Annotated in this window: 18 protein-coding genes, 2 tRNA genes and 3 pseudogenes; 19 read left to right on the top strand and 4 right to left on the bottom strand. The window is 68.6% G+C overall.

Annotated features, from left to right (window positions below; genetic code table 11):
* The first annotated feature begins 38 nt into the window (after window positions 1–38).
* Window positions 39–656 carry a GNAT family N-acetyltransferase gene (locus tag KIV56_RS03675; RefSeq protein ID WP_281535189.1) on the top strand — a complete coding sequence of 206 codons (618 nt, stop codon included), beginning with the start codon at window positions 39–41 and terminating at the stop codon, window positions 654–656.
* 131 nt (window positions 657–787) lie between these two features.
* Window positions 788–1672 (top strand): GNAT family N-acetyltransferase, encoded by an 885-nt coding sequence (locus KIV56_RS03670; RefSeq protein ID WP_281535188.1) that lies wholly within the window; start codon window positions 788–790, stop codon window positions 1670–1672.
* On the opposite strand, the pseudogene KIV56_RS03665 reads toward KIV56_RS03670, so the two are convergent.
* Window positions 1651–3145: pseudogene (locus KIV56_RS03665) on the bottom strand (SDR family NAD(P)-dependent oxidoreductase). The gene KIV56_RS03670 and the pseudogene KIV56_RS03665 sit on opposite strands and share 22 nt — an antisense overlap.
* A gap of 105 nt (window positions 3146–3250) precedes the next feature.
* Entirely contained in the window at window positions 3251–4843 is a 1593-nt protein-coding gene (locus KIV56_RS03660) for an MFS transporter (RefSeq protein WP_432432594.1), read from the bottom strand.
* 187 nt (window positions 4844–5030) lie between these two features.
* Between KIV56_RS03660 and KIV56_RS03655 the strand changes: the two are divergent.
* The 10 genes and pseudogenes from KIV56_RS03655 (at window position 5031) to KIV56_RS03610 (ending at window position 14904) form a co-directional block, all read left to right on the top strand.
* A pseudogene (locus KIV56_RS03655) lies at window positions 5031–5635 on the top strand (DsbA family protein).
* Window positions 5636–5698: 63 nt separating this feature from the next.
* Complete coding sequence (locus KIV56_RS03650; protein ID WP_281535186.1) at window positions 5699–6232, top strand: ribose-5-phosphate isomerase; 534 nt, start codon at window positions 5699–5701, stop codon at window positions 6230–6232.
* A 1-nt stretch (window position 6233) separates the two neighbouring features.
* Complete coding sequence (locus tag KIV56_RS03645) at window positions 6234–7232, top strand: Fpg/Nei family DNA glycosylase (RefSeq protein ID WP_281535185.1); 999 nt, start codon at window positions 6234–6236, stop codon at window positions 7230–7232.
* Window positions 7233–7291: 59 nt separating this feature from the next.
* A complete protein-coding gene (locus tag KIV56_RS03640; protein WP_281535184.1) occupies window positions 7292–7972 on the top strand; it encodes an FMN-binding negative transcriptional regulator in 681 nt (226 codons plus the stop codon).
* Complete coding sequence (locus KIV56_RS03635; RefSeq protein WP_281535183.1) at window positions 7969–9450, top strand: amidohydrolase; 1482 nt, start codon at window positions 7969–7971, stop codon at window positions 9448–9450. Before KIV56_RS03640 ends, KIV56_RS03635 begins: the two co-directional genes overlap by 4 nt.
* Before the next feature lie 104 nt (window positions 9451–9554).
* Entirely contained in the window at window positions 9555–10982 is a 1428-nt protein-coding gene (locus KIV56_RS03630) for a sensor histidine kinase (RefSeq protein ID WP_281535182.1), read from the top strand.
* Between the two features lie 4 nt (window positions 10983–10986).
* Window positions 10987–11668: pseudogene (locus KIV56_RS03625) on the top strand (response regulator).
* Window positions 11669–11763: 95 nt separating this feature from the next.
* A complete protein-coding gene (locus tag KIV56_RS03620) occupies window positions 11764–12741 on the top strand; it encodes an L-lactate dehydrogenase (protein ID WP_281535181.1) in 978 nt (325 codons plus the stop codon).
* 84 nt (window positions 12742–12825) lie between these two features.
* The gene (locus KIV56_RS03615) at window positions 12826–13695 is read left to right on the top strand and encodes a sulfite exporter TauE/SafE family protein (RefSeq protein WP_281535180.1); all 870 of its coding nucleotides are present in this window, start codon (window positions 12826–12828) and stop codon (window positions 13693–13695) included.
* Window positions 13696–13782: 87 nt separating this feature from the next.
* Window positions 13783–14904 carry a hypothetical protein gene (locus KIV56_RS03610; RefSeq protein WP_281535179.1) on the top strand — a complete coding sequence of 374 codons (1122 nt, stop codon included), beginning with the start codon at window positions 13783–13785 and terminating at the stop codon, window positions 14902–14904.
* Window positions 14905–14938: 34 nt separating this feature from the next.
* Here KIV56_RS03610 and KIV56_RS03605 read toward each other — a convergent pair.
* Window positions 14939–15012 (bottom strand) — tRNA-Gly (locus tag KIV56_RS03605).
* Between the two features lie 166 nt (window positions 15013–15178).
* Between KIV56_RS03605 and KIV56_RS03600 the strand changes: the two genes are divergently transcribed.
* The 7 genes from KIV56_RS03600 (at window position 15179) to KIV56_RS03570 (ending at window position 21633) form a co-directional block, all read left to right on the top strand.
* Window positions 15179–15255 (top strand) — tRNA-Pro (locus KIV56_RS03600).
* Window positions 15256–15367: 112 nt separating this feature from the next.
* Window positions 15368–16738, top strand: coding sequence for a trigger factor (gene tig, locus KIV56_RS03595; protein WP_348648538.1), 1371 nt, complete (start codon window positions 15368–15370; stop codon window positions 16736–16738).
* A gap of 192 nt (window positions 16739–16930) precedes the next feature.
* Window positions 16931–17530, top strand: coding sequence for an ATP-dependent Clp protease proteolytic subunit (locus KIV56_RS03590; protein WP_134447888.1), 600 nt, complete (start codon window positions 16931–16933; stop codon window positions 17528–17530).
* A 16-nt stretch (window positions 17531–17546) separates the two neighbouring features.
* Window positions 17547–18218, top strand: a complete 672-nt coding sequence (locus tag KIV56_RS03585; protein WP_281535178.1) for an ATP-dependent Clp protease proteolytic subunit — start codon at window positions 17547–17549, stop codon at window positions 18216–18218.
* Window positions 18219–18467: 249 nt separating this feature from the next.
* Window positions 18468–19751: an ATP-dependent Clp protease ATP-binding subunit ClpX gene (gene clpX / locus KIV56_RS03580; RefSeq protein WP_134447892.1), complete on the top strand. Its 1284-nt coding sequence runs from the start codon at window positions 18468–18470 to the stop codon at window positions 19749–19751.
* A 114-nt stretch (window positions 19752–19865) separates the two neighbouring features.
* The gene (locus tag KIV56_RS03575) at window positions 19866–20543 is read left to right on the top strand and encodes a GntR family transcriptional regulator (RefSeq protein WP_281535177.1); all 678 of its coding nucleotides are present in this window, start codon (window positions 19866–19868) and stop codon (window positions 20541–20543) included.
* A 67-nt stretch (window positions 20544–20610) separates the two neighbouring features.
* On the top strand, window positions 20611–21633 hold the full coding sequence (locus KIV56_RS03570) for a 1-aminocyclopropane-1-carboxylate deaminase (RefSeq protein WP_281535176.1): 1023 nt from the start codon (window positions 20611–20613) through the stop codon (window positions 21631–21633).
* A 102-nt stretch (window positions 21634–21735) separates the two neighbouring features.
* Here the strand turns inward: KIV56_RS03570 and KIV56_RS03565 are convergent, their stop codons facing one another.
* Window positions 21736–23802, bottom strand: a complete 2067-nt coding sequence (locus KIV56_RS03565) for a M3 family metallopeptidase (protein WP_281535175.1) — start codon at window positions 23800–23802, stop codon at window positions 21736–21738.
* Window positions 23803–23822 lie beyond the last annotated feature (20 nt).

Genomic DNA, 23822 nt, shown 5'->3' with positions numbered 1-23822 from the left:
GCATTTGGCAGCAGAAGTCGATCCAATAGGGTCGAGGCATGGAATTCGCCGCAGCGCCCACCCTCGCCGGAACCCGCGTCACGCTCGAGCCGCTCGATCCGGGGCATGCCGCCGAGCTGAGCATCGCGGTCGCTGACGGCGAGCTGTGGCGCACCTGGTACACGGCGGTCCCGCGACCGGAGGTCATGGCCACCGAGATCGACCGGCGCCTCGCGCTTGCCGCGTCCGGGCAGATGATGCCGTGGGGCATCCGTTCGGCCTCGACGGGGGCGATGGTCGGCATGACGACATTCATGCACCCGAGCCCCGACCAGCAGCGGCTCGAGATCGGCTCGACCTGGCTCGGGAAGGGTGCCCAGGGCACCGGAGCCAACCGGGAGGCGAAACTGCTGCTGCTCGGGTACGCCTTCGAGGAGCTCGACTGCATCGCGGTGGAGTTCCGCACGCACTGGCACAACCGGCAGTCCCGCGCCGCGATCGCCGCGCTCGGTGCGAAACAGGACGGCGTGCTCCGCAGCCACTCCGTCGGGCCGGAGGGCGCCGTGCGCGACACCGTGGTGTTCTCGATCATCGCTGCCGAGTGGCCGGCCGTGCGCCTCGGCCTCCGCGAGGGGCTCGCCCGGCACGCCGCGCTCGCCGAAACCCCGGGGGCGTGAACGGCGACCGAAGCGACCAGCGCAGCGGATGCCGTCGATCCCGCCGCGTCCTAGGCTGACGGCAATGACATCCGCCGTCGCATCGCCTGCCGCCCTCCTCGCCGCCTACGACGCCCAGGCTCCGCCTGTGGGTGCCCGCTCAGCCGCCTGTTTCGCCCGTCTACGAGCTCGAGGGGCCGGTTCTGCGGGTCGTCGGCCGCACCCGCGGCTTTGTCGAGACGGCGCCGGACGTGGGCGTGCGCGGCGCGGACCTCGACGCGCTGATCCGCCGCCACCGTGACTTCTTCGCCGCCCGAGGCGAGGCCGTCGAGTGGAAGACCCGCAGCCACGACCTGCCCACCGACCTGGCCGAACGGCTCGGTGCCGCTGGCTTTGTCGCTGAGGAGCGCGAGACGGTCGTGATCGGGCTCACCGGGCCGCTCGCATCCGCCCCGACCGTTCCGGATGGTATCATCCTGCGCCGGGTCACCTCACGATCAGACTTCGAGCGGATCGCCGCGCTGCAGACCGAAGTGTGGGGCGAAGACCACTCCTGGCTCGCCGACGACCTCGAATCGAGCGTCGGCGAGGCGGGCGACGACGTCGTGATCATCGTCGTCGAGGCGGGGGACCGCCTCGTCTCCTCCGCCCGCCTGGAATTCCAGCCCGGCACAGACTTCGCCGGGCTCTGGGGTGGCTCGACCCTCTCCGAGTGGCGGGGTAGGGGCATCTACCGGGCCCTCGTCGCGGCCCGCGCGCAGGCTCGCCGCCCGCCGCGGCGTGCCCTACCTCCAGGTCGACGCCTCGGACGACAGCCTGCCGATCCTGCTGCGCCTCGGCTTCGAGGCCGTCACAACGGCGACCCCCTACGTCTGGACTCCGGCGGACTGACGTGCCGCGGCATCCGTCGCGCCCTGAACCAATTCGACGGAGTTTTTGACCGGAAAGCGCTTAAATCGCGCTCCTACGTGCCGAAAACCCAAAAACTCCGTCGAATTGGTTGGGGGGAGGGGGGTTACCAGGCGGCGGGCTTGTAGTCCTTGAGGAAGACGCCGTAGAGGTCCTCGCCTGCTTCGCCGCGCACGATCGGGTCGTAGACCCGCGCCGCGCCGTCGACGAGGTCGAGCGGGGCGTGGAAGCCCTCCTCAGCCAGGCGCAGCTTCGTCGGGTGCGGTCGCTCGTCGGTGATCCAGCCGGTGTCGACGCTCGTCATCAGGATGCCGTCGTCGAGCATCTCCTTCGCGCTCGTGCGGGTGAGCATGTTGAGCGCGGCCTTGGCCATGTTCGTGTGCGGGTGGCCCGGCCCCTTGTAGCCGCGGCCGAAGACGCCCTCCATCGCCGACACGTTCACGATGTAGGTGCGCCGGGCAGCGGATGCCGCGAGCGAGGCCCGCAAGCGGCTCACGAGCAGGAACGGCGCCGTGGTGTTGCAGAGCCTGCACCTCGAGCATCTCGAGCGGGTCTACGTCCTCCACGTTGGCGGTCCAGCTGTTCACGGAGTGCAGGTCGGGCACGAGGCCGCCCGCGTCGATCGCGGTGCCTGCGGCATGCCGGGCGAGCGAGGACGACCCGGGTGCGAGGGCGAGCGCGGTCAGGTCGTCCGCGGTGAGGGCCGTTGTCGCAGAGACGGTCGCCGCGGCGAGGATCGGGTGGCTCGTGACGGAGGCGGCGAGGGCGCTCGGGTGGGCGTCGTTGGTGTGGCCGAAGGTGACGATCTCGGGAACGGAATCCGCCGGCAGCGGGGAGGATTCGGCTTCGACGAGCATGGAGTACGAACCGGGGGAGCGGCGCACGGTCTGAGCGGCGTTGTTGATCAGGATGTCGAGGGGGCCTGCTGCCGCGACGGAGTCGGCGAGGCCGATCACCTGGGCGGGGTCGCGCAGGTCGATGCCGACGACCCTGAGCCGGTGCAGCCAGTCGCCGGAGTCCGGCATCGCCGTGAAGCGGCGCACGGCGTCGCGGGGGAATCGGGTCGTGATGGTGGTGTGGGCGCCGTCCCGCAGCAGCCGCAGCGCGATGTACATGCCGATCTTCGCGCGGCCCCCGGTAAGGAGTGCGCGCTTGCCGGTCAGGTCGGTGCGGGCATCGCGTTTTTCATGGCTCATCGCTGCGCAGGTCGGGCAGAGCTGGTGGTAGAACGCGTCGACAAGGGTGTACTTCTGCTTGCAGATGTAGCACGCCCGCGGAACGAGCAGCTCGCCTGCCGAGGCCCGGTCGGTGCCGAGGCGCAGTTGGGCGCCGATCGTCTCGTCGTCGATCCGGGTCGGGGCGCCCGTCGCGGTCGCCGCGATGACCTCGCGGTCGGCCTCGGCGATCAGGGCCCGCTTCTCGCCGCGGCGCACCTGCTTGACCGACTTGAACATCTTGGCCGTCGCCTGGCGCACGGTGACGAAGTCCGGGTCCTCCTGGTCGAGCGCGGCGAGGGAGGCGAGCACTCGCAGCGCGGTCTCGAGGTCGCCGGGGTCGATGCTCGGAACGGGCACGGACTCTGCGGAAGGCTCGATGGTCATCCGTCAATAGTACGGGCCGCACCCGGGCGCCGCCCGGCGAACGAAGAAGCGGCGTCCGCCCCAGGGGACGGACGCCGCTTACCCCTGGGGCGGATGCCGGCGGTGCTAGACGCCGACCGGGTGGCGCTCTGGCTCGGTTTCGGGCTCCGGGAGGATGGCGTCGATGGAACTCGTCGGCGGCTCGTAGGTGTGGTCGAACGGCATCTCGTCGGTGTCGAGGTTCGGGTTCTCGTCCTGGGTGGCGACGAGCTCACGGGCCTCGAAGACGGAGTCGACGCTCGGCATCGAGCCGGGCAGGGGGCGCTGGGCGCTCTCCTTGAGGAAGAAGATGCTGACCGCACCGATAAACGAGGTGGCCATCAGGTAGTACGCGGGCATCATGTCGTCGCCGGTGGCCTGGATCAGGGCTGCGATGATGAACGGGGTGGTCCCGCCGAAGATGGCGACCGCGAAGTTGTACGCGATGCCCATCGCGCCGTACCGGCTCTCGGTCGGGAACAGCGCGGGCAGGGACGAGGCGAGGTTCGACACGTAGAACGTGACCGGGAACGCGATCATGGCGAGTCCCAGCAGGGTCGACCAGATCTCGCCGACACCGATCAGCATGAAGGCAGGGATGGACAGGACGACGGTGCTGATCGCCCCGATCCAGAGCACCGGGCGACGGCCGATCTTGTCGGACAGGCGCCCGGTCAGGGGGATGCACAGCGCCATCAGCACGAGCACCGGGATAGTGAGCAGGGTGCCGTGCAGTTCGTCGTAGCCGAGCGAGCTCGTCAGGTAGGTCGGCATGTACGAGGTGAGGGCGTAACCGACGGTGTTGGCTGCTGCGACGAGGATCATGGCGAGCAGGATGCCCCGCCAGTGCGCCTTGAAGATGGTCAGCGGGCCGTTCGGCGCCGCGTCGGCGCTGTTCGGATCCAGGGCTGCTGCTTCCTTGGCGTCCAGGGTGGCCTGGAAGGCGGGGGATTCCTCGATCTTCATCCGGAAGTAGATGGCGATGAGGCCGAGCGGTCCGGCGAGCAGGAACGGCAGGCGCCAGCCCCAGGCCTCCATGGCGGGCTGGCCGAGGGTGACCTGCAGGATCGACACGAGTGCGGCGCCGATCGCGAAGCCGAGGTAGCTGCCCATGTCGAGGAAGCTCGCGAAGAACCCGCGGTGCTTGTCGGGGGCGTGCTCACTGACGAAGGTGGTGGCGCCGGCGTACTCGCCGCCGGTGGAGAAGCCCTGGACGAGCTTGGTCAGCACGAGGAGCGCGGCGGCCCAGCTGCCGATCATCGCGTAGTTCGGCAGGATGCCGACGACGAAGGTCGACGCGGCCATGATCATCAGTGTCATGGCGAGGACCTTCTGGCGGCCGATCTTGTCGCCGAGCCAGCCGAAGAAGACGCCGCCGATGGGGCGGGCGATGAAGGTGGCGGCGAAGGTGCCGAGCAGGAACAGGGTCTGGACGGACTTGTCGGCCTCGGGGAGGAACACCGGGCCCATGGTCGTGATGAGGTAGCCGAACACGCCGACGTCGTACCATTCCATGGTGTTTCCCACGATGGTTCCGCCGAGTGCTTTCTTGAGCATCGGCTGGTCGACGACGTTGACGTGGGAGACCCTCAGGCGACGCTGCTTGAGGGGCTTTTTGGTCTTGATTATGGCGCGCGCGGCACCGGGCATAGAGTCTGACAAACTACGGTCTCTGGGCATTTGAACTTCTCTCGTGGAGATCACTTGCTCGCGACGTGGAGCCTGGCCCTTTTCGGGCATAGCGAGCAATTTTAGTACAAAAACGCCGTCAAACCGAATTTTTTATGCGGATACCGACTCTGGGCAGGGGTTTCTTCGCGTTCCGCGAGTGAGGGAATGCGGGCATCCGAGCACCTAGGCTGGTGCGATGACCGACACCGTGAAGTTCTGGTTCGACCCTCTCCTGCCCCTGGGCCTGGATGACCTCCCGCTGGGTGGATGAGGTGGCCTCGCAGCGTGACCTCGACGTCACCTGGAACGTGATGAGCCTCGCGGTGCTCAACGAGGACAACGACGTGAGCGAAGAGTACGCCGCGTTCTTCCCCCGGGCGCTCCGATACACCCGCCTCGTGCAGGCGGCGCAGGAGCCTGCACGGCCAGGCCACCGTGAAGGCCCTGTACGACGCACTCGGCACTCGGATCCATCCCGGCGGCAACACGAATCCCGACGAGGTCATCCCGGCGGCGCTCGCCGAGGTCGGCCTTCCCGCGGACTTCGCCGCCTGGGCCGACAGCGACCACTACGACCCCGAGATGCGCGCGAGCCACTTCGACGGGATCAACCGGGTGGGCCAGGACGTCGGCACCCCGGTCATCGCGGTGAACGACGTCGCCTTCTTCGGCCCGGTCATCTCGCCGGTGCCCCGGGGCGAAGCCGCGACGAAGCTGTGGGACGGCGTCGTGGCCGTGGCCGCGTATCCCGGATTCTTCGAGATGAAGCGCACGCGCACGGTCGGTCCGATCTTCGACTGAGCGGATGCCGGCGGCGCCGGGCACGGGACGGCGACCACACGGGACGGCAAATAGTATGGGGTCATGCGCATTCACCTCGCCACCGACCATGCCGGCCACGATTTCAGCCGTTACCTCGTCGGTCACCTGACCGAGGCAGGCCACGAGGTCGTCGGCCATGGGCCGACGAGCTACGACCCGCTCGACGACTACCCCTCGTTCTGCATCAACGCCGCCCAGGGCGTCGTCGACGACCAGGCCGCGGGCGTTGACGCGCTCGGCGTCGTGTTCGGCGGTTCGGGCAACGGCGAGCAGATGGCCGCCAACAAGGTCGTCGGGGCCCGTGCCGCGCTGGTCTGGAACCTGGACATCGCCCGGCTCGCTCGCGAGCACAACAACGCGAACGTCATCTCGATCGGCGCCCGCCAGCACACGATCGAGGAGGCGACCTCCTTCATCGACGCGTTCATCGCCGAACCGTTCACCGGCGAGGAACGGCACGTGCGTCGGATCCGCCAGCTCTTCGAATACGAGACGACCGGGTCCATTGCCGGTGTGAGCGTCGATCCTGCGCGCGTAGACCCGTCCAGCGTCGACCCGGCCCGTACCGCGCGCTGACGTGCCAGAGGGTCATTCCGTCCACAGGATCGCCCGGCAGTTCGCGCGTAACTTCGTGGGCCACCGGGTGCAGCTGTCCTCGCCGCAGGGCCGATTCGTCGAGGGTGCCGCGCTGCTTGACGGGCATGCGATGACCCGGGCGCGCGCCGTCGGCAAGCAGATGTTCCTCGAATTCGACAACGGACTCTGGCTGCGGGTGCACCTCGGCATGTACGGCGCGTGGGACTTCGCCGGCGACATCCTGATGGACGCCACGATCGCATCCGCCAACGGCCGGATGGGGCAGACCAACCAGCGCGGCACCGACCTCGACGGGCAGGCGGATGCCGTCCTCGATTCCGCGGGGGAGAACTCGCTTCGGAGCATCGGGGCTCCCCGGCGCACCCGGGTGCGGATGGCGGAGCAGGAGAAGGAGATCGACCAGCGGGGCACCTTCCCTCCCGAACCGGTCGGACAGGTGCGGGTGCGCTTGCTCACCGACACGGTGTGCGCGGACCTGCGCGGCCCGACCGCGTGCCAGGTACTCGACGCAGCAGAGGTGCAGGCGGTGATCGACAAGGCCGGACCCGACCCGCTGCTCGATGACAGCCCCGCAGCGGAAGACCGGTTCACGGCCGTCGTGCGCCGCAAGCCCACCCCGATCGGGCTGCTCCTGATGGACCAGTCCGTGGTCAGCGGCATCGGCAACGTCTATCGCGCCGAACTTCTGTTCCGGGCCGGGGTCAACCCGCATGCGCCGGGCAAGAGCCTCGCCGAGGACACCGTGCGCGGTCTCTGGCGCGACTGGTCGCGGCTGCTGACGATCGGCGTCGAAACCGGCCAGATGATGACCATGGACGACCTGGCCGGGGCCGACTGGGCGCGTGCGATGAAGAACCGCGCCGACCGGCACTGGGTGTACAAACGCGAGGGCCTGCCGTGCCGGGTCTGCGGCACCCACATCCTGCTCGAGGAGATGGGCGCCCGCAAGCTCTACTGGTGCCCGACCTGCCAGGCCTGAGACCGCCCACCACGAACACCACCGCTCCGCCGACTGCGAGACAGACAGGACGCCCCCAGATGCGCCACACCCCCAGCTTCGTGCTCACCGATCCCGCCGAGATCCGGCGGCTGATCCGGGAGAACCCGTGGGCGACCCTGATCAGTCACACGAGCACGGGCGATCTCGTCGCCTCGCACTACCCGATGCTTCTCGACGAGTCCGGTGCAGGACCGGATGCCGATTCCGGCGAGCTCGTGCTGGTCACCCATGTGGGCCGTCCGGACGAGCAACTGCACGAGCTCGGCCAGCACGAGATGCTCGTGATCATCCAGGGCCCGCACGGGTACGTGTCCCCGGGGTGGTACGACGCCAACCCGGCCGTGCCGACCTGGAACTTCATCACCGCGCACCTCTACGGCACGCCGGAGATCCTCACCGCCGAGGAGAACCTGCTCGTGCTCGACCGGCTCGTCGACCACTTCGAGGACCGCATGCCCGAACCGCGCCGCCTGCACGGGACGGCTGCGAACTCGGCATACGCCGAGCGGATCTCGGCCGGTACCGTCGGACTCCGCCTCCGGGTCACCCGGGTGGTCGCCAAGAACAAGCTCAGCCAGAACAAGCCCCCTGAGACCGTCGATCGCATCATCTCCGAACTCGAGGGGACCGGTCCGTACGCGAGCGTGAACCTCGCCGCCGAGATGCGTCGCGCGCACGGGCGGCTCGCCCGCGCCGCCCGGTCAGGAGACGACGCATGAGCACCGATCCGCTCGTCCTTCGCAACGCCCGCCTGCCCGGGAGCGACGAACTCACCGATGTCGAGATCGTCGACGGCACGGTCACGAGGCTCGGCTTCCTCGGCGGCGAGGGCGCCGGCGGCTCGGCGGCCGAGTCGATCGACCTCGGCGAGCGCTGGCTGATCCCCGGCCTCTGGGACAACCACGTGCACTTCACCCAGTGGGCGCAGATCGCCCGCCGCCTCGACGTGTCGACCGCGGGCAGCGCTCAGGCGACCGCCCGCATCGTCGCGGGGCGCATCCCGCTTCTCGCGCCGGGGGAGACCCTGATCGGCTTTGGCTTCCGTGACGGGCTCTGGCCGGATACCCCGGGCCGCGCCGTCCTCGACGCCGTCTCAGGGACGGTCCCCGTCGTCCTCGTCAGCGGCGACCTGCACAGCGTCTGGCTCAACTCCGCTGCACTCTCCGCCCGCGGGCTCGGCGACCACCCCACCGGGCTGCTCCGCGAGGAGGACGCCTTCGACGTCGAACGGGCACTCGACGCCGTTCCGGACGCGATCAGCGACACCTGGGCAGACGAAGCGGCCCGGGTGGCCGCTGCCCGCGGCGTCGTCGGGATCGTCGACCTCGAAATGGTCTGGAACCTCGACGTCTGGCGCCGCCGCATCGCCGCGGGCGCGGACTCGCTCCGGGTCGAGTTCGGCATCTACACCGAACACCTCGAGCGTGCTGTCGCGGCGGGCCTCCGCTCCGGCGCGGTCATCGCCGAAACCCGCGGGCTGCTCAGCGTCGGCCCCTACAAGGTCATCACCGACGGTTCGCTCAACACCCGCACCGCATACTGTTTCGACGACTACCCGGGGCTCACCGGCGACGACGCCCACGGCGTGCTGAGCGTCGCACCCGACGACCTGCTGCGCTGGATGCGCCTCGCGAGCGAGTCCGGCATCCGCCCCGCGGTGCACGCGATCGGCGACCGCGCCAACCGCATCGCCCTCGACGCCTTCGAGACCCTCGGTTGTGCGGGGAGCATCGAACACGCCCAGCTCCTCAGCCTCACCGACGTCGACCGGTTCGCCGCCCTCGGCGTCGTCGCGAGCGTGCAACCCGAACACGCCGTCGACGACCGCGACGTCGCCGACCGCTACTGGGCCGGCCGCACCGACCGTGCGTTCATGCTCGCGAGCCTGCTCAGGGCCGGGGCTCGACTCGCACTCGGCTCCGACGCGCCCGTCGCCCCGCTCGACCCCTGGATCGGCATCGCCGCCGCAGTCGGGCGCACCAGGGACGGCCGCGAATCCTGGCACCCCGAGCAGGGCGTGTCCCGCCAGGCCGCTCTCGCCGCATCCGCCCGCGGCAGGCACCGGATCGCGGTCGGCGACCCCGCCGACCTTGCCGTCTGCGAGACCGACCCGTTCGTCGCGTCCCTCGACGACCTGCGGCGGATGCCCGTCGCCGCGACCCTGCTCGGCGGTCGGTTCACCCACCGCGCGCTCTGAGCCGCCGCGCTGCGGGGGTTTTCCCCGCAGCGATTGGGGCGCAGGCCCGATGGGCCCAGTGCACGATGACGGCGAGGCTGGAGTCATCCACCAAGGAGGACACCATGACCACGACGACACCCGCAACCGTCCCGCACTCCGGGGAATCTGGCAGTCTGGAGACCGTGCAGACAGCTCTGAGCGAAAAGCCCGGCTATCGAGGCCTGTGGCGATCGGTTCCGCGGGAACTCGGCTTCCTCCTGCTCGCCCTTCCCGTCGCTGTGATCGCCCTGAGCGTGCTGAGCACCGTCTTCTTCTCGGGCGTCGGCATGATCGCGATCTTCGTGGGGCTGTTCGTGATCGTCGCCGCCCTCTACACCGCGCGCGGTTTCGGCCTCGTCGAGCTGACCCGCCTGCGCTGGGCCGGCCAGCCGGCCATCCGGCCGCCCCGGTGGGAACGAGACGGCCAGCCGGTCACGCCGCTTCGAACCATGCTCGGCCCGCTGGTCGGCGGCCACTACTGGCTTTACCTCCTGCACGGCATGGTCGTGAACTTCGTCATCTCCCTCGTGAGCTGGACCGTCACCGTCGTGTGGCTCTCGGTCGCCCTCGGTGGGGTCACCTTCTGGCTGTGGGGCTGGTCGGTCCCTCAGGGCGGGGATGGCGGCATGGGCCTGATCGGCCTCGCCGAGCGGATCCTCCCCGGCAGCCAGGCCGTGGACAGCCCCTACCTGGTGGAGAGCCTGCTCGAACTCGCGCTCGGCCTCGCCTTCCTCGCCACCCTGCCATACGTCACCCGCGGGCTCGTGCTGGCGCACCAGTTCATCGGGCAGGGCATGCTCGGCGCCTGGCGCTCCGAGGCGCTCACCCGGGAGGTCGCCGACCTGAGCGCCTCCCGGGGAGCGGCTGTTCTCGCAGAGGACCGCGGCCTCCGCCGGCTCGAACGCGACATCCACGACGGACCGCAACAGCGCCTCGTGCGCCTGCAGATGGACCTCGCGAGCGCCGAACGCAAACTCGACACCGACCCGGCCGCCGCCAGGGCCCTGCTCGCCGAGGCCAGGGAGCAGGCCCACGACACCCTCGAGGAGCTCAGGGCGCTCTCCAGGGGGCTCGTCCCGCCGATCCTCCAGGACCGCGGCCTCACCGTCGCCCTCGAGTCTCTCGCTGCCCGCAGCACCATTCCCGTCGCTCTTGAGTTCCAGCTCGAGCCCGGGCTGCGGCTGCCCTCCGAGATCGAACGGAGCGCGTATTTCATCGCGGCCGAGCTCCTCACGAACGCCGCGAAGCACTCCCGCGCCACCGGCATCCGCCTGCACCTCGCCCTGCGGCGGGTGCCGGACGACGACTCCACCTGGCTCGACGTCTGGGTGATCGACAACGGCATCGGTGGAGCAGTCCTCACAGAGTCGCACGGGTTGTGCGGCCTCGACGAGCGCCTGCGGGGGCTCCGTGGCCTGCTGTCGATCGACAGCCCGGCCGGAGGCCCCACGATTGTCGGGGCGCACATCCCGCTGGCCGAAACCCTGCCCGGTTCGATCGTCGTATCCTGATCGGGTGACCTCGACAGAGCAGACCAGCCCGGAATCCGCGGCTTCGCTCCGGCTCGTTCTCGCGGAGGACTCGCTTCTGCTTCGCGAGGGGCTCGTACGGCTCTTCGACGAGGCCGGCTTCGACTGCGTGGCCGCCTATGGCGACGCGGACGGCCTGCTCGCCGACGTCGATCGTCTCCGGCCCGACGTCGCCGTGCTCGACGTGCGGATGCCGCCGACCTTCCGGGACGAAGGGGTGCGTGCCGCCCTCGAGCTGCGGCGCCGGCTCCCGGGGGTGGGGATCCTGCTCCTCAGCCAGTACGTCGAGGCCACCTACGCGCACGAACTGCTCGCGGCAGGCGACGGAGGGCTCGGCTACCTGCTCAAGGACAGGGTCGCCTCCCTCGAGGAGCTCCAGGACGCGGTGCTGCGGATCCACGCCGGCGGAACCGTGCTCGACCCCCAGGTGGTGCGCGAGGCTCCTCAGCCGGCGCACGGACCCGCTCGAGCGCCTGACGCCGCGGGAACGGGACGTCCTCGGGCTGATGGCCGAGGGCCGGACCAACGTCAGCATCGCCTCCCGGCTCGTGATCGGCGTCGGTGCGGTCGAGAAGAACGTCACCGCGATCTTCCAGAAACTCGGCCTCGACGACTCGGGCACCGACCACCGGAGGGTGCTCGCGGTCCTCGCCTTCCTCCGCCACTGAGTATTCCGCTGCCAAGAGGCGAATTGAACGTAGATAATTCGGTTTAATCTGAAGAAACAGGTGCGAACGCGTCCTGGTGCGGGCAGACTGGAACCATGAGCGCAATCGAGAATTCCAAGCTGGCCATCATCGGAGCGGGCGCCGTCGGCACCTCCCTCGCGTATGCCTCCCTGATCCGGCAGTCGGCCCGCGAAGTGGTGCTCTACGACATCAACGAGCCCAAGGTCGAGGCCGAGGTGCTCGACCTCGCGCACGGCACCCAGTTCACCGGTGCCTCCTGCGTGTCCGGCGGCGCCGACCTTGACATGATCTCGGACGCCAACATGGTCGTGATCACCGCCGGTGCCCGGCAGCACCCCGGGCAGTCCCGCCTCGAAATGTCCGGCGTCAACGTCGGAATCCTCCGCGAACTGATGCCCAAGCTGATCAAGCGCGCGCCGGACGCGATCTACATGATCGTCACCAACCCCTGCGACATCCTCACCTACGCCGCCCTGCACTTCAGCGGACTCCCCTCCACCCGGGTGTTCGGTTCCGGAACGGTCCTCGACTCCTCCCGGCTGCGCTGGCTGCTCGCGCACCGCGTCGGCGTGGCCATTGCCAACGTGCACGCCACGATCGTCGGCGAGCACGGCGACTCGGAATTCCCGCTCTGGTCGCAGGCCAGGGTCGGACCGATCTCCCTGGACCAGTGGGTCGCCGATGACATCTCCCCGGTGACCAACGGACGGGAGAAGTTCTCCGAGGCCGAGTTCGCGGCCATCACCGAGGACGTCAAGACCGCGGCATACCGGGTGATCGCCGGAAAGGGCGCCACCAACTACGCGATCGGGCTCTCCGGCGCCCGGATCGTCGAGGCTGTGCTGCGCGACGAGGGCGCCGTTCTCCCGATCAGCTCGGTGCTGACCGACTACCGCGGCGTGAGCAACGTGGCCCTGTCCGTTCCGACGGTCGTCAACGCCGAGGGGGTCTCCCGGGTGATCGAGGTGCCGTTCTCCGAATCTGAACAGGCCCTGTTCCAGCACTCGGCCGACACCCTGCGGGCCACGCTCGACACCCTCGGCCTGAAATAGGGGCACACCGGCCGGATCGGTTACACCGGCCCGACCGGGGACACCGGCGGCGAGCGGGGCGTCTGCGCCGCTACGGTGGGATGCATGTGGCCTGAAGCACTCGTCATCGTCGCGGCCGGTTTCGCCGCCGGCATGATCAACGTCGTCGTCGGATCCGGCACCCTCATCACGTTCCCGATCCTCGTGCTCCTCGGCTACCCGCCGCTCGTCGCCAACGTCTCCAACAACCTCGGCCTCGTCGCCGGCGGTGTCTCCGGAACGATCGCGTACCGGCGCGAGATCGCGGCCCACCGGAACTTTGCATTCGCCCTGCTGCCGGTCTCCCTGACCGGCGGCCTGGCCGGGGCCGGGCTGCTGCTGGTCCTGCCGAGCAGCGCGTTCAAGGCGATCGTGCCCGTCCTCATCCTCATGGGGATCGTCCTGGTCGCCATCGGACCGTGGATCCAGCGCCGCGTCGCCGCCGGGGCGGCACGCTCCGGCAGAGGTCCTGCCCCAACCGTCACAACCGGTACGACTGCGCCGGCAACCCCTGGCGACCCGGCCGGCAACCGTCCCGCCTCCAGTGGCGGTTGGGGCGCCCTGGGCGGTGCGGGCAAACGAACCGCGATCGTCGTCTGCGTCTTCGTACTCGGTCTGTACGGCGGCTACTTCGGCGCGGCCCAGGGAATCCTGATGATGGGTGTCCTCGGCGCCCTGACATCCGTCTCGCTCGGCTCGCTCAACGCCGTCAAGAACCTCCTCGTCACCGCCGTGAACGTGATGGCCTCGATCGTCTTCATCCTGTTCGCACGCGACTCCATCGACTGGCTCGTCGTCGCCTTCATCACCGTCGGGGCCGGCCTCGGCGGGATCCTCGGTGCGCGCATCGGACGCCGCCTGCCGCCCACGCTCCTGCGTGTGATCATCATCACCGTCGGGATCGTCGCACTGGTCAACCTGCTGCTCCGCTCCTGACTGTTCTACCCGTGGAGGAGCTGTCCGGAGTAGGTTGATCGCGGGGGAATTCACATGACGTCAGCCGCTTCAGCACTGGTCCGCTCCATGAGTCTGATCTGCGCCCTGACCGCGGCATTGGCGCTCGCTGGGTGCACGCAGGGTTCCGGCGGTTCCTCTCCGGGCGCCTCGCCGGAACCCACGGCATCCGCGACGCCGACGTCCCTGCCCGTTGCGCTCGACTGTGGCCTGGTCCTGCCGGTCGACCGGGCCGCGACCGCGCTCGGGCTCCCGGCGAAGAGCCTCTTCGATCCGGCAACCCAGGCAGCAGCCGAACAGCAGCCGAGTAGCGGCGCCACCCGGATCGTCCTGCAGGACGCGGCGGCAGTCCTCGGCGGCCTGGTCGACTGCAGCTGGTCTGCCCCTGACAACGGCACCGGAGCGCTGACCGACGACGGCAGTCGGATGCTCCCGCGAGTGAGCGTCCGTGTCCTCCGGAACGCCGCCGACGAGTTCACCGCCGGCGAACCGGACTCCGATGACGGCCTGCGGGGACTGCACCCGGTCGACCTCGGCGACACGGCGTACGTGGCCTGCCATCCGCCGGAGCACGACTCGTGCCGGGCAGAAATCCTGGTCGGAACCACCTGGGTCAACGCGACGGTCAGCCCGCAACCCACCGAGGAGAGTTTCGTGACCTTCGCCCGCACCGTCGTCGCGGCTGTCCGGACCGCAGACGCCGTTCCGGCCGCGGCGGTCCGTCGTCGTGTCGGTTGTGACGCCCTGCTCGACTCGACGGACCTCGCGAATGCAGTCGACATGACGCAGGCGACATCGACAGACTACGGCACGTCGGAGTCCGGCCGGATGGGCACCCGGGGCGCAGCCGAGCGCCTGGCCGGCCTGGTCACCTGTGGCTGGACGAGCTCCGACACAAGCTCCGCAGCGGGGGCCTCGTCCGGCGGCGTCCTGGTGGACGTCCTGCCCGGCGCCCGGGCGACCTGGCAGGCGACACCTCCGAACCAGGCGAAATCCAGCATCCGCTTCGAGGAAGCGACCGGACTGGGCGACGAGGCATTCGCCGGCTGCGGCGGGGACACCTGCGAGGTCGACGTGCTCTCCGGTGACGTCTGGGTGCTCGTCCAGCAGTACGCGCAGCCGACCGGCAACCTGGACGGTGCGAAGAAGCTCGCGGTCACCGCTCTGGCCAACTACCTCGCGAAGCGATAGCGAAGGTGGAAGAGGCTGACGAGGCCGGGGAATCTGGAGGGGATGACGGGAATCGAACCCGCGCCATCAGTTTGGAAAACTGAGGCTCTACCATTGAGCTACATCCCCATGCGTGCCGAACTGCGCACTCCAATACCTTAGTACAGCCGCGGGGACCTCGCGTACGCGAACCGACCATGGGCATCCGGTCGGTGCAGTAGACTTACCGAGGTCAATCCGCTGTCGCGTGTACCTGCGTGGCGTCAGGCTGACTCCAACGGGTTGAGACAATATCCGGGGCGTAGCTCAGCTTGGTAGAGCGCTCGGTTTGGGGCCGAGAGGTCGCAGGTTCGAATCCTGTCGCCCCGACCATCACCCCCCTCTGAACCAGATCGAACACAGGAGATAACCCACGTGAAGTCCACGGTCGAAAAGCTGAGCCCCACGCGCGCCAAGGTCACCATTTCGGTGACCCCGGAGGAGCCTGAAGCCCAGCATCACCCACGCATATGGTCACATTGCCGAAGACATCAACATCCCCGGCTTCCGCAAGGGCAAGGTTCCGCCGCCCATCATCGACCAGCGCGTCGGTAAGTCGGCCGTCCTCGAGCACGCCGTCAACGAAGGCCTCGACGGTTTCTACCGTGCCGCCGTCGACGAGCACAAGCTCCGCCCGCTCGGCCGCCCCGAGGCCGACATCGTCGAATGGCCGTCCGACAAGGACTTCTCCGGCGACCTCAAGCTCTCGATCGAGGTTGACGTCCGCCCCGAGATCGACCTTCCCGCATACACGGGCCTCAAGCTCGTCGTCGACACGGCCGAGGTCACCGATGAGGACGTCACCGAGGAGCTCGACAAGCTGCGCAGCCGCTTCGGCACGCTCATCACGGTCGACCGCCCCGCCAAGACCGGCGACTTCGTGCAGATCGACCTCGTCGCATCCATCGGCGACGTCGAGGTCGACAACGCGACCGGCATCTCCTACGAGGTCGGCACCGGCGACTTGATCGACGGCATCGACGAGGCACTCGACTCGCTCAGCGCGACCGAGACCACAACCTTCAACTCCACCCTCATGGGCGGCGACCACGAAGGCGAAACCGCGGAGATCACCGTGACGGTCCTCGCCGTCAAGGAGCGCGAGCTTCCCCCGTCGACGACGACTTCGCGCAGATCGCCAGCGAATTCGACACCGTCGCAGAGCTCACCGAAGACCTCAAGGCGCAGGCGCTGCGCTCCAAGATCTTCGGCCAGGGCACCCAGGCCCGCGAACTCCTCATCGAGCAGCCTCCTCGCCTCCGTCGAGGTCCCGATCCCGACCGCGATCATCGAGGACGAGGTGCGTCGTCACCTCGAAGGCGAGAACCGCCTCGAAGACGACGTGCACCGCGCCGAGGTCACCGAGTCGAGCGAGAAGACCTTCCGCCAGCAGATCCTGCTCGACACGATCGCCGAGGCCGAGAAGGTCCAGGTCAGCCAGGACGAGCTCACCCAGTACCTGATCCAGGGCGCAGCCCAGTACGGCATGGACCCGAGCGAGTTCGTCCAGGCGCTCAGCGGAAACGGCCAGATCCCGTCGATGGTCGCAGAGGTCGCCCGCAACAAGGCCCTCGCGATCGCCCTCGGCAAGGCGGAGGTCGTTGATGGCAACGGCGCCGTCGTCGACCTCGCCGAGTTCACCGCGATCGCGGGCGACGAGCCCGAGGCCACGGACGGCACCACCTCCGTCGACGTCGACATCGACTCCGTCACGGTCGACCCCGCCGCGGAAGCGGCAGCCGCCGACTCTGACGACGAGGACGAGGCCGCAGAGGTCCCCGCGAAGCCGAAGAAGAAGGCCGCAGCCAAGAAGTAACACCCGCTGCGCGGCATCCGCTGCCAGCACCCGCTGACTCCAGCGAACAAGGGCCGGGCGTCTCAGGACGCCCGGCCCTTCGGCGTTCCCGGGCTCGGGGAGCCGCGCAATCTGCCGAGGGCGAACACGGCCGTTCTGGCTCTCAGGCTCCTATAGATTCAATCTCAAGCGACAAGTGAAACGGAGCGCGACATGGCCGATATGACCCCAACACCCGGCGTTTTTGACCGACTGCTGAAAGACCGCATCATCTGGCTCGGTTCGGAGGTCCGGGACGAGAACGCCAACGAGATCTGCGCCAAGATCCTGCTGCTCGCAGCAGAGGACTCTGAGCGCGACATCTTCCTGTACATCAACTCTCCCGGTGGCTCGATCACGGCCGGCATGGCCATCTACGACACGATGAAGTTCGTACCGAACGACATCGTCACCGTCGGCATCGGGCTGGCCGCCTCCATGGGCCAGTTCCTGTTGTCCTCCGGCACCAAGGGCAAGCGGTACATCACGCCGAACGCCCGGGTCCTCCTGCACCAGCCGTCCGGCGGCTTCGGCGGCACGGCGGCGGACATCCAGACGCAGGCCAAGGTCATCCTCGACATGAAGAAGCGGATGGCGGAACTCACGGCCGAGCAGACCGGCAAGTCGGTCGAGCAGATCCTGATCGACAACGACCGCGACAACTGGTTCACCGCCCAGGAGGCCGTGACCTACGGCTTCGTCGACCACCTGCGCGGCTCCGCGTCGGAAGTAATCGGCGGCGGCGGCACCGACGACTCAGTGAACAAGATCTAGGACGGGCGTACACGACATGGAATTCACGAATTTTGGTCACCAGGCCGGTGGCCGCGCACCGCAGGCTCCCGAGTCTCGGTACATCCTCCCCACCTTCGAAGAACGCACGGCCTACGGCTACAAGCGCCAGGACCCGTACGCGAAGCTCTTCGAGGACCGCATCATCTTCCTCGGCGTTCAGGTCGACGACGCATCCGCTGACGACGTCATGGCCCAGCTCCTCGTGCTCGAGAGCCAGGACCCTGACCGCGACATCGTGATGTACATCAACTCACCGGGTGGCTCTTTCACAGCGATGACGGCGATCTACGACACGATGCAGTACATCCGTCCGCACATCCAGACGGTCTGCCTCGGCCAGGCGGCTTCCGCCGCCGCCGTGCTGCTGGCCGGAGGAACCCCTGGCAAGCGCCTCGCACTGCCGAACGCGCGCATCCTCATCCACCAGCCCTCCGCCGGCGGACAGGGCGGCGGACAGGCGTCCGACATCGAGATCCAGGCTGCGGAAATCCAGCGGATGCGAGACTGGCTCGAAGAGACCATCGCGCACCACTCCAACCGCACCTCGGAGCAGGTCCACAAGGACATCGACCGCGACAAGATTCTCGGCGCCCCCGAGGCTCTCGAATACGGCCTGATCGACCAGATCCTGACGAGCCGCAAGAACGTTCCGGTCCTCGTCAAGTAGCAGTTCCCTCTCGCGACGGGGCAGGTCCCCGTTCTCCTGTCGCCCGCGCGGCGGCCGGCCGGATGCTCACGCACCGGCCGGCCGCCGCGTTCCGGTTTCCGCCGGTCGGGCACCGCGGCCGGGCCCGCGCGAGGATTGTTACGGGTTTCCACCGATCCGCGTCGCTTGCACCCCAGTGTCACACCCAGAGGCTAGGCTCGGTTCAGCGAGACAAGCATGACCTGCACGACCGATGGAGGAGGCTGACGGATGGCCCGAATAGGCGAAAGCGCCGACCTGCTGAAGTGTTCCTTCTGTGGGAAGAGTCAGAAGCAGGTCCAGCAGCTGATCGCCGGCCCCGGTGTCTACATCTGCGACGAATGCGTCGAGCTGTGCAACGAGATCATCGAAGAGCGCCTGGCCGAGGCCGGCGCCGAAGAAACGACGGGCGAGTTCGAACTGCCCAAGCCCAAGGAGATCTTCGGGTTCCTTGAGGAATACGTCATCGGGCAGGAAGCCGCCAAGCGCGCCCTGGCCGTCGCCGTCTACAACCACTACAAGCGCGTGCGCTCCCGTGCAACGCTCACCGCGGCCGATGCGATCCACGACGACGTGGAAATCGCCAAGTCCAACATCCTCCTGATCGGCCCGACCGGCTGCGGAAAGACCTACCTCGCGCAGACGCTCGCGAAGCGCCTCAACGTTCCCTTCGCCGTGGCGGATGCGACGGCGCTGACCGAGGCAGGCTACGTCGGCGAAGACGTCGAGAACATCCTGCTCAAGCTCATCCAGGCCGCAGACTATGACGTCAAGCGTGCCGAGACGGGCATCATCTACATCGACGAGATCGACAAGATCGCGCGCAAGGCCGAGAACCCCTCCATCACCCGCGACGTCTCCGGTGAAGGCGTGCAGCAGGCACTCCTGAAGATCCTGGAAGGCACCGTAGCCTCGGTTCCCCCGCAGGGCGGGCGCAAGCATCCGCACCAGGAATTCATCCAGATCGACACGACCAACGTGCTCTTCATCGTTGCGGGCGCGTTCGCCGGCCTCGACGACATCATCTCCACCCGCGCAGGCAAAAAGGGCATCGGCTTCGGGGCCCCGCTGCACAGCAAGGGCGACGACGTCAACCTCTTCAGCGAGGTCCTCCCCGAAGACCTGCACAAGTTCGGGCTCATCCCCGAATTCATCGGCCGCCTGCCCGTCGTCACGACGGTCACCCAGCTCGACCAGGTCGCGCTGATGCAGATCCTCACCGTTCCGAAGAACGCCCTCGTGCGCCAGTACCAGCGCATGTTCGAGCTCGACGGCGTCGAACTCGACTTCGAACAGCCCGCACTCGAGGCGATCGCGGACCTCGCCGTGCTGCGCAAGACCGGCGCCCGCGGCCTCCGCGCGATCATGGAAGAGGTCCTCGGGCCGATCATGTTCGAGGTGCCGTCCTCGAGCGAGGTCGCCAGGGTCATCGTGACCAGGGCCGCCGTGCTCGACAACGCGGCGCCGACGATCGTGCTGCACAAGGCCGCCCGCCGCGTCGAGAAGTCCGCCTAGCCCCGAAACCCATCACGACCTGAACCGCCTCCGACCACAGTCGGGGGCGGTTTTTGGTGCAGGCGGGTCCGCGGCGACTTGACAGGGCGCCACGGCCAATATCTAATATATTGCATGCCGGTTCCCGTTCCCGATGCGCTGCATCGCCCAGCCTCCCTGCGCGACTATGCCTACGAGGCACTCCGCACCGCGATCGTCGACGGAACGCTCGCCCCTGGCGAGAAGCTTCGTGACGCCGAGCTCGAGTCCTGGCTCGGGGTCAGTCGCACGCCGATCCGCGAGGCCATCGCCCGGCTCGAAACCGCAGGTCTCGTTCGAACCGAGCGCGCCAGGCAGACCGTCGTCGCGCCGCTGGACGAACGAACTGCAATGAACGCACAGGCGATCGCCGCAGCGCTCCACGAGCTCGCCGCGCGCGAGGCGGTCACCCAGCTCACCGCCGGGGACATCGCCGCGATGAAGGCGGCCAACGACCGGTTCCGGCTCGCCTTGACGACGAACGACGTCGATGCCGCCATCGCGGCGGATGACGATTTCCACGACGTCGCGGTGCGCGCGAGCGCGAACCAGCTGCTTCCGGCGCTGCTCGAGCAGGTCACGCCCACCCTGAGGCGGCTGGAACGCGCCCGGTTCTCCTCGCTCGCGGGGCGGGCATCCGTTGCCGACCACGAGCGCATCATCGGATTCTGCGCGGCCGGGCAAGCCGACCAGGCCGGCACGGCCGTACGCGAGAACTGGCTCACCCTCGGGCGGATGCTGGCCGCGACTGCCAACGTGACCCTGAACCCCTGAACCCCTGAACCCCTGAACCCCTGAACCCCTGAACCCCTGAACCCCTCACCCCGATCCAAAGGACCCCATGGCACTGCGCGATTTTCCCCGTCACCCGCTCACCTTCGGCCCGAGCCCCATTCACCCGCTCGACCGGCTCAGCGCCCACCTCGGTGGCGCCCGTGTCTGGGCCAAGCGTGAGGACGTGAACAGCGGCCTCGCTTTCGGCGGCAACAAGACCCGGAAGCTGGAGTACCTGATTCCGGAGGCCCTTGCCCAGGGTGCGGACACCCTCGTCTCCATCGGCGGCATCCAGTCCAACCACACCCGGCAGGTCGCCGCGGTCGCCGCCCACCTCGGCCTGAAGGCCGTTCTGGTGCAGGAACAGTGGGTGGACTGGCCGGACAGCGTCAACGACCGGGTGGGCAACATCCTGCTCTCCCGGCTCACCGGCGCCGACGTGCGCATCTCATCAGAGGGCTTCGGAATCGGCTTCAAGGACTCGTGGACGCAGGCCATCGCCGACGTCGAGGCCGCGGGAGGAATCCCGTATCCGATCCCGGCCGGTGCCTCCGACCACCGGTTGGGCGGACTCGGCTTCGCGAACTGGGCCCACGAAGTTGCCGCCCAGGAGAAAGACCTCGGTGTGTTCTTCGACACGATCGTGGTCTGCAGCGTCACCGGGTCGACCCACGCGGGCATGATCGCCGGATTCGCCGACCTCGAGGCGAACTTCGGGGGTCGCAAGCGGCGCGTGCTCGGGATCGACGCATCCGCCACGATCGAGGCCACTCGCGACCAGGTCGCCCGCATCGCGCGCAACACGGCGGAACTGATCGGCGTGGGGCGTCCCATCACTGACGAGGAGATCACCGTGCTCGAAGGCTGGGCGGGGAACTTCTACGGGATACCGGTGGAGTCGACGAACGCCGCCATCCGGCTCACGGCGAGCCTCGAGGGCGTCATCATCGACCCCGTCTACGAGGGAAAGTCAATGGCCGGACTGATCGACCTCGTCACGGCCGGCGACATTGCCCGGGACGGAAACGTCCTCTACGCCCACCTCGGCGGCCAGCCGGCGATCAACGCATACAGCGCGCTGTATCACTGAGTCTCTAGGGCCAGCTGTTGCCGTAACGGACAACGGTGGCCCGTACGCCGGCCACAGTTGTCCGCAGCGACCGCATTTGCCGGGCGAGGGGTGAGGGGTGGGTTAGTTCAGGCCGCGCCGGTCGAGCAGCGGCTGGATGAGTGCATCGCGTCCCCGAAAGTCCCGGTACGCCTCGAGAGGGTCGATGCTGCCGCCTCGGGCGAGCAGGCGTTCCCGGAACCGTTCGCCGTTCTCCCGGGTCAGCCCGCCGTGCTCCGCGAACCAGGCGCCCGTGTCCGCGTCCTGCACCTCGCTCCAGATGTACGCGTAGTAGCCCGCGTCGTACCCGCCGGAGAAGGTGTGCGCGAAATAGGTGCTCGCGTACCGGGTCGGCACGGCCGGGTTGTCGAGTCCGGCTGCGGCAAGGCACGCGGCCTCGAAGGCGGCGACATCGGTGACGTCGGTGCCGGCATCCGCTTCGATGCCGTGCCAGGCCTGGTCGAGCAGCGCGGCGGCAAGGTATTCGCTCGTCGGGAAGCCTTCGTTGAAGGTCTCAGACGCGTGGATGCCCGCGACGACCTCCGGGGGCAGCGGTTCGCCGGTCTCCCGGTTGCGGGCGTAGTTCGCGAGCACCTCCGGGTCGAAGCGCCACATCTCGTTGACCTGGCTCGGGAACTCGACGAAGTCCCGGTACACGTTCGTTCCGGCGAATTTCGGGTAGGTGACCCGCGCGAACAGCCCGTGCAGGGCATGCCCGAACTCGTGGAAGAGCGTGGTCACCTCGTCGAGGCTCAGCAGCGTGGCCTCCCCGGCGGACGGCCGCGGCACGTTGAGGTTGTTGCAGACGATCACGGGCGTGCCGAGCAACTCCGATTGCGAGACGAGGGAGTTCATCCACGCGCCGCCGCGCTTGGAATCCCGGGTGTACACGTCGAGGATGTACAGGCCGACGGGGGAGCCGTCCTCCTCGCACACCTCGAACACCCGCGCATCGGGGTGCCAGGCTGCGAGCGAGGGGCGTTCGGTGAAGGTCACCCCGTAGAGCCGCTGGGCGGCGTAGAAGACGCCGTCACGCAGCACGCTCTCGAGCTCGAACCAGGGCCGCAGGGCGGCCGTGTCGACGTCGTACCTGGCCCGGCGCATCCGCTCGGAGTAGAACGCCCAGTCCCAGGCTGCAATGGAGAAGCCCTCGGCGAGAACCCCCGCCGCGACGTCGGCGTCGACGAGGGCCTGCAGTTCGGCCTGCTCGGCGCGCGCATTGCGGGCGGCCGGAATGGCGAGCCGGTGCAGCAGGTCCCCGGCGGCGGCGGGGGTTCTGGCGGTCTCGTCCGCCGTGACCGCGGCCGCGTGGGTCGCGAAGCCGAGCAGCCGGGCACGCTCGGCGCGGAGCCGGGTGATCGACAGCACGAGGGCGCGGTTGTCGTGCTCTCCGCCACGGATGCCCCGGGCGCGGGAGGCGGCGAGCAACCGTTCCCGCACGCCCCGGTTGGTCAGCAGTGCCAGGTAGGGGTGCCCGGTGAAGAGCACCAGGGTGATCACGAAACGGCCGGGCATGCCCCGGTCGGTCGCGGCCTGGGCCGCCGCCGAGAGCTGGCCGGCGGAGAGGCCGTCGAGCTCCGCAGCGTCGTCGACCACGAGCGCGAGGTCGTTGGTGTCGGCGAGGAGGTTCTTCTCGAAGCGGGTGGTGGCGACCGAGAGGCGGGTGTTGAACTCGCGCAGCCGTGCCTTGTCGGCCTCGGACAGTCCGGCCCCGGCGAGCGTGAACTGGGTGAAGTACCGCTCGAGGAGGTACCGGGTCTCCCGGTCGAGCCCGAGCTCGTCTGCGCGCGCGTGCAGCGCCGCGATGCGCGAGAAGAGCTCGGGGCGGAGCCGGATCGCGTCGGAATGCGTCGCGAGCAGGGGAGCGAGCTCCTCCTCGAGGGCGATGGTGAACGGGCTCGAATCGGAGGAACTCCGGTTGAAGAACACCGCGGCGACCCGGTCAAGCAGCCGGCCGCTCCGTTCGAGCGGCAGCAGGGTGTTCTCGACGGAGGGTTCGGCGGCGTCGGAGCAGATCGCCTCCACTTCGGCGAGCTGCTCGACCATGCCCTCGAGGAACGCCGGGCGATAGTGCTCGTCACGGAGGACGGCATACGGCGGGAGCTGGAACGGGAGCGTGCTCGGCCGGGCGAAGGGGTTGTGCTGGTCCATGCCTTAAACCTAGTTCCGAA

Source organism: Cryobacterium breve (genome assembly GCF_027594785.1).
GTDB lineage: Bacteria > Actinomycetota > Actinomycetes > Actinomycetales > Microbacteriaceae > Cryobacterium > Cryobacterium breve_A.
Note: the sequence above shows the minus strand (reverse complement) of the source record. Positions and strands in the feature narration are given on the sequence as shown.

Bases quoted from the DNA above. Each gene is read 5' to 3' on its own strand.
- KIV56_RS03650 (WP_281535186.1), top strand. From the start codon at position 5,699: ATGCGCATTCACCTCGCCACCGACCATGCCGGCCACGATTTCAGCCGT.
- KIV56_RS03615 (WP_281535180.1), top strand. From the start codon at position 12,826: ATGTGGCCTGAAGCACTCGTCATCGTCGCGGCCGGTTTCGCCGCCGGC.
- KIV56_RS03620 (WP_281535181.1), top strand. From the start codon at position 11,764: ATGAGCGCAATCGAGAATTCCAAGCTGGCCATCATCGGAGCGGGCGCC.
- KIV56_RS03590 (WP_134447888.1), top strand. From the start codon at position 16,931: ATGGCCGATATGACCCCAACACCCGGCGTTTTTGACCGACTGCTGAAA.
- KIV56_RS03570 (WP_281535176.1), top strand. From the start codon at position 20,611: ATGGCACTGCGCGATTTTCCCCGTCACCCGCTCACCTTCGGCCCGAGC.
- KIV56_RS03610 (WP_281535179.1), top strand. From the start codon at position 13,783: ATGAGTCTGATCTGCGCCCTGACCGCGGCATTGGCGCTCGCTGGGTGC.
- clpX (WP_134447892.1), top strand. From the start codon at position 18,468: ATGGCCCGAATAGGCGAAAGCGCCGACCTGCTGAAGTGTTCCTTCTGT.
- KIV56_RS03660 (WP_432432594.1), bottom strand. From the start codon at position 4,843: ATGCCCAGAGACCGTAGTTTGTCAGACTCTATGCCCGGTGCCGCGCGC.
- KIV56_RS03565 (WP_281535175.1), bottom strand. From the start codon at position 23,802: ATGGACCAGCACAACCCCTTCGCCCGGCCGAGCACGCTCCCGTTCCAG.
- KIV56_RS03640 (WP_281535184.1), top strand. From the start codon at position 7,292: ATGCGCCACACCCCCAGCTTCGTGCTCACCGATCCCGCCGAGATCCGG.
- KIV56_RS03630 (WP_281535182.1), top strand. From the start codon at position 9,555: ATGACCACGACGACACCCGCAACCGTCCCGCACTCCGGGGAATCTGGC.
- KIV56_RS03585 (WP_281535178.1), top strand. From the start codon at position 17,547: ATGGAATTCACGAATTTTGGTCACCAGGCCGGTGGCCGCGCACCGCAG.
- KIV56_RS03575 (WP_281535177.1), top strand. From the start codon at position 19,866: ATGCCGGTTCCCGTTCCCGATGCGCTGCATCGCCCAGCCTCCCTGCGC.
- KIV56_RS03635 (WP_281535183.1), top strand. From the start codon at position 7,969: ATGAGCACCGATCCGCTCGTCCTTCGCAACGCCCGCCTGCCCGGGAGC.
- KIV56_RS03675 (WP_281535189.1), top strand. From the start codon at position 39: ATGGAATTCGCCGCAGCGCCCACCCTCGCCGGAACCCGCGTCACGCTC.